Origin of the sequence: Endozoicomonas sp. ONNA1 (assembly GCF_024606325.1) — a bacterium.
In the GTDB taxonomy this organism is placed as follows: Bacteria; Pseudomonadota; Gammaproteobacteria; order Pseudomonadales; family Endozoicomonadaceae; genus Endozoicomonas_A.
Window position 1 is genome coordinate 1 of the sequence record NZ_JAHHPN010000377.1, and the last position, 4,210, is coordinate 4,210.

Below are 4,210 nucleotides of genomic sequence, written 5' to 3' on the forward strand. Positions count from 1 at the left end.
ATAGTTATGGCAACAACCGCGACGGGGTCGGTTCCTGTCACTATGACTGACAACAATGCTCAAACTGATATCGCAACGATCACGCTAAAAGCGACCAACACGGTTCCTGCCAGATATGATCATTCACTGGCACAGCCCATTCGGTTGGTTTGGACGATGGGCCATAACCAGAACCAAACTGCAAATATCTTTGAAGAAGAGCATTATCCGGTGGTTGCGCAGTGTAGAGAGCCCAACATCAGGATCAATCTGCTGAACAACAAGGGAACCATTGCCAATAGTTGGCTATGTCGGAAAGTCGGTGAGCGCCTGACGATACTTAAACCCAAATACCGGAATGGCGACACTCATCTATTTGAGGCATCATCTGAGTATCGCCGCTTGCGGACATCAAAATCGAAACTGTCTATCAATGTGGTTAGCTCCAGGGATTATCATACTAATAACGCAAACGCCTTTTATAACCCATCGTTGTTGGCGCTTTTGATCTCTATGTATCTTATTAGTGCAAGCACACTGTGAATTCGTAGAAGAGAAACATTATGAAACGGGTCTTGTTCGGATTCATCTTGTTGTTTTGTCTGTTTCAGACATGTAATGCTCGTGATGTCTACACAAGCGCTCTATGGGTGGAAGATTTATATTCACACGCCGAGAACAAAACCATAGCTGTACGGATAAACTCACGGATAGGGTTTATTTGTCCCAATATCGCCACTGTGGCAAGGCAACGCGGGTTCGACAGACAATCCTCAGAAATGAATGAAAATCTATGGTTAGTACAGAACGAAACCTTCTACGAAAACTGTGAGATACCAACAAACACCTCAAGTCTGGCGTACCATTTTGTTTGCAACGATGCCACTCGACTGTTTTTTGTAGATCTACTGTTTCTTGAATTTGCTGCCGGACAAAACGATATGACTTTTGAAGCGGGGAAATATTATTATGTATTGTCGACATCAGACGGCACCATAGGTTCACTTAACAACAGAAAAGGCGGACATTGTCTGACCCACAACATGCGCGTCAAGATTTATGTCTGTAAAAAACGTAGTGACCCCCATCCTCTCTGCAAAAACATAGACCCTAAGTTAAACATTATTCCTCCAAGTGATCCTTCTACGCCATCTCCTTTCATGTTCGGCTTAATAAATCCCGGAGTGCCGAATGTTCCTGCCATTATTACTGATACCTATAGCAATACTAATACCGAAACGGTTACAACAAAGGCTACTGCAGCGGTTACGACAAAGGCTACTGAAACGTTTACGAGAAAGGCCACTGAAGCGGTTTCCACCATCCATAATGATCCACCGAACGAGCCCGTTGAGTTAATATGGGAGATCCGCTACAACCAGACCCAAACAACCACCATCTCTAAAGAAGAGTATTACCCGGTGGTTGCACTGTGTAATGAACCCAACGCAAAAATCAGCCTGCTTAACAATAAAGGGAGGATTGTTGATAGCTGGTTGTGTCAGAAAGTAGATGAGCGTATGACGATACTTAAACCGGAGTACCGGAATGACGATGTTTATCTATTCGTGGCCTCGCCCGAATACAGTCCCGGGCGAATATGGAAATCAAGCCTGTTTGTTAATGTGCATAGCATCAAGCATCGTTATATCAGTAATGTAAACTCACTCTATAGCCCACCGGCATTGGCGCTTTTGATTTCATTGTATCTTTTTATTGCAAATGCACTTTGACACGATTTTCTGAAAGTGCGTAGAAAAGTCTGCTACATTCATTCTGACTTTTTACCAGAGAAAAACGATGCGATTTATTTTGTTCGGGTTCCTGTTGTTACTCCATCTGTTTCAGGCATGCAATGCTCGTGATGTCTACAAAAGCATTTTGTGGGAGTACGATTTTTATTCGCATGCTGATAACAAGAGCATCACTGTGCATTTAAACTCAGAGATCTCTATAATTTGTCCCAACCTGCCCACAGTGGTAAAAAAGCGCAGTCACGATAGGCAAACCTCAACAATGTACGAAAATATATGGTTGACGAGCAACGCAACCGACTATGAGAATTGTGAAGTAGGGGGATTGAAAGCAATAGGAACCAATAAACCTATAGATCGCTTTATTTGCAACAAGCCCAATGAATTAATTTATCTTAATTTATTGTTTCTTGAACATGCTGCCGGAGCAGACGACAGAACCTTTGAAGGAGGAAAAAATTACTATATCTTTTCCACATCAGATGGCACTCAATCTTCAGTTTATAGAAGAAAAGGCGGGCATTGTTCAACACATAACATGCGCCTCAAGATTTACGTTTGCATGAAAGGAGGAGACCCGGACCCTAACTGCAAAAAAGGCCTGGACCCTAATATAAACAGGTTTTCTGCAAACAATCCTTTTACTCCTGCTCCTTTTGCAACTCTTTTAACAGAGCCATTAACCGACCCTGTAACGACGACTGTTCCTGCTGTTACTACCGACTCCGATGCCGAAACGGTCAGTACAAATACGACTGAAAAGGCTCCTGTCATAATGACGGGCCCCTACACTGCTAGCGACAGTGATACCGATTCTCACAACGATAACGAAGCGGTCAGGATAATAGCTACTGAAACAGCTTCCACCAGGTTTCATCATTCACTGGCAGAGCCCATTCAGTTACTTTGGGAGATCGGCTATAACCAGACCCAAACAGCCTACCTCACTGAAGAAGAAAACTACCCGGTGATTGCACTTTGTAGAGAACCCAACACCAGGATCAGCCTGCTAAACAATAAAGGAACGATTGTCGACAGCTGGTTATGCCGACAAGCCGGTGAGCATCTGACGATACTTAAATCTGAATACCGGAATGGTGAAACTTATCTATTTGAGGCATTACCCGAATATGAACGTATACGAGTATGGAAATCGAGCCTGTCTGTCAATGTGGGCGGTTTTCAGGATCTTTATATCAGTAAGGCCACCCCACACTACAACCCACCGGCGTTAGCTCTTTTGATCTCAATGTATCTTTTTACTGCAAGCGTGCTCTGACACGATTTCAAGAAGCTATGCAGATAGGTCTGCTACTTTTATTCTGACTTTTAACAGAGAAAAACCATGCAATTTGTTTTATTCGGATTCCTGCTGTTACTCCCTCTGTTTCAGACATGCGATGCTCGTGATGTCTACACCAGCGTCTGGTGGTGGGATCATTTATATTCCCACGCCAAGAACAAGAGCATATCTGTGAGGCTAAACTCGCAGCTGTATTTTATTTGTCCCAATAAGCCGACAGTGGTAAAGAAGCGCGCTAATGATAGACAAACCCTAACCATGTACGAAAATATATGGCTAACGGACAACGAAACCTACTATGAGAATTGTGAAATAGGAGAAAATCCACGAGATAAAGTCATAGATCTCTTTCCTTGCAACCAACCCGTCGAGCTGTCTTTTCTTAGCATACTTTTTCTCGAACATGCTGCCGGACTCAACGACAGAACCTTTGAAGGGGGAAAACATTACTACTTCCTATCCACATCCAATGGCCTGGAGTCTTCTATTCATAACAAAAAAGGCGGACACTGCCTGACACACAACATGCGCCTAAAGGTTTACGTCTGTAATAAAACGGCTGACGCCAATCCCGGCTGCGCAGACCCGGATCCTCAGTTAAATGACGGTTTTATCATTCCCCCTTATACCCCTGTTCCTTTAACCACTCTTTTAACAACGCCTGTAACAGATCCTGTGACCACTACCCGTCCTGCCAGAACGAATACCGAAACGGTTATGACAAATGCGACAGACAAGGTTCCTGTTATTATTAGTGACACCGATGCTGACGAAGATACCGAAACGGCCATGACAACGGCTACTGAAATAATTCCCACCGACTATGATCGTTCAGTGACACCCCCCATTCAGTTAATCTGGGAGATCAGCTATAACCGGACCCAAACGGCCTCTATCTTCGAAGAAAGGAATTACCCGGTGGTTGCACTGTGTAACGAACCCAACACCAAGATCAGCCTGCTGAACAATAAAGGAAGGATTGTTGATAGCTGGTTATGTCAGAAAGCAGGTGAACGCCTGACCATACTCAAGCCTGAATATCGCAATGGTGAGGTTTATTTATTTGAGGCATCACCCGAGTTCAGCCGTATACGAGTATGGAAATCAACCCTGTCTGTCAATGTGGGCAGCTTCAAGACTCAGTATATCAGTGCAGCCAACACCCTCTACAACC

Annotated in this window: 4 protein-coding genes; all 4 read left to right on the top strand. The window is 44.0% G+C overall.

What is annotated here, in order from left to right:
- Positions 1-522, top strand: a 522-nt coding sequence (locus tag KDK19_RS08740) for a hypothetical protein (protein WP_257274428.1), incomplete at its 5' end; no start/stop codon positions are given.
- A gap of 236 nt (positions 523-758) precedes the next feature.
- Entirely contained in the window at positions 759-1,712 is a 954-nt protein-coding gene (locus KDK19_RS08745; protein ID WP_257274427.1) for a hypothetical protein, read from the top strand.
- Positions 1,713-1,995: 283 nt separating this feature from the next.
- On the top strand, positions 1,996-3,012 hold the full coding sequence (locus tag KDK19_RS08750; RefSeq protein ID WP_257291750.1) for a hypothetical protein: 1,017 nt from the start codon (positions 1,996-1,998) through the stop codon (positions 3,010-3,012).
- 66 nt (positions 3,013-3,078) lie between these two features.
- Positions 3,079-4,210: hypothetical protein (locus KDK19_RS08755; protein ID WP_257291751.1), on the top strand; the 1,132-nt coding region annotated here is incomplete at its 3' end.